Origin of the sequence: Facilibium subflavum (assembly GCF_003574485.1) — a bacterium.
Lineage (GTDB): Bacteria > Pseudomonadota > Gammaproteobacteria > Francisellales > Francisellaceae > Facilibium > Facilibium subflavum.
In genome coordinates, this window is the sequence record NZ_KZ984703.1 from 349 (window position 1) to 935 (window position 587).

Genomic DNA, 587 nt, shown 5'->3' on the forward strand with positions numbered 1-587 from the left:
AGCACTTAGTGTGCAAAAGCGCTATATTTCCAATGAGGATCTGCCTGTTATCTCAAGTGACAGCACAAACAAGCATGATGTCATTAGTGAGCAGATCTCCACCTACCCAGAGATTAATTTGCTGGATGGTGATGTTAAACAAAGTGCTAATGACCCTTATTCTATATTTAATGTGCAGTATAAGCCTGTAACGTCAGGGGGGGATAAGGGAATAACGGATTTTGCTATTGAAACCTGTCTTGATCATGGGGAAGGCCGGCTAAGGACTAACTTTGTTAAAAACCATACAAAGCTTGAAAGCCAGAGCCTTGGCTACGTTCATGTCCAGTTGATTCCATCAGCACGGATGCAAATTCACAGTGGCAGTGTGGTTGCCGAAAAAGGCGGGGTTGTATTTAATGTTGATGGAGAATACCTCTTAACCAATACAACTGGTGTGGATAGTTTGTACTTAAACTATAATGGCAATAAAATTTCGATTCCCTTCACATCGTCTGACTATCCTGATGGTAAATATGCCTATGGTGCCCACAGCCAGCTAGCAGAAGTCGCTAAATCACCTTCTGGCAGTATTGCAGGGATTGCTG

General features: G+C 42.8%; 1 protein-coding gene. It reads left to right on the forward strand.

Going from position 1 to position 587, the window contains the following annotated elements:
* The coding region (locus tag DNK84_RS00495) for a hypothetical protein (protein ID WP_208123218.1) at window positions 1–587 on the forward strand (587 nt) is incomplete at both ends.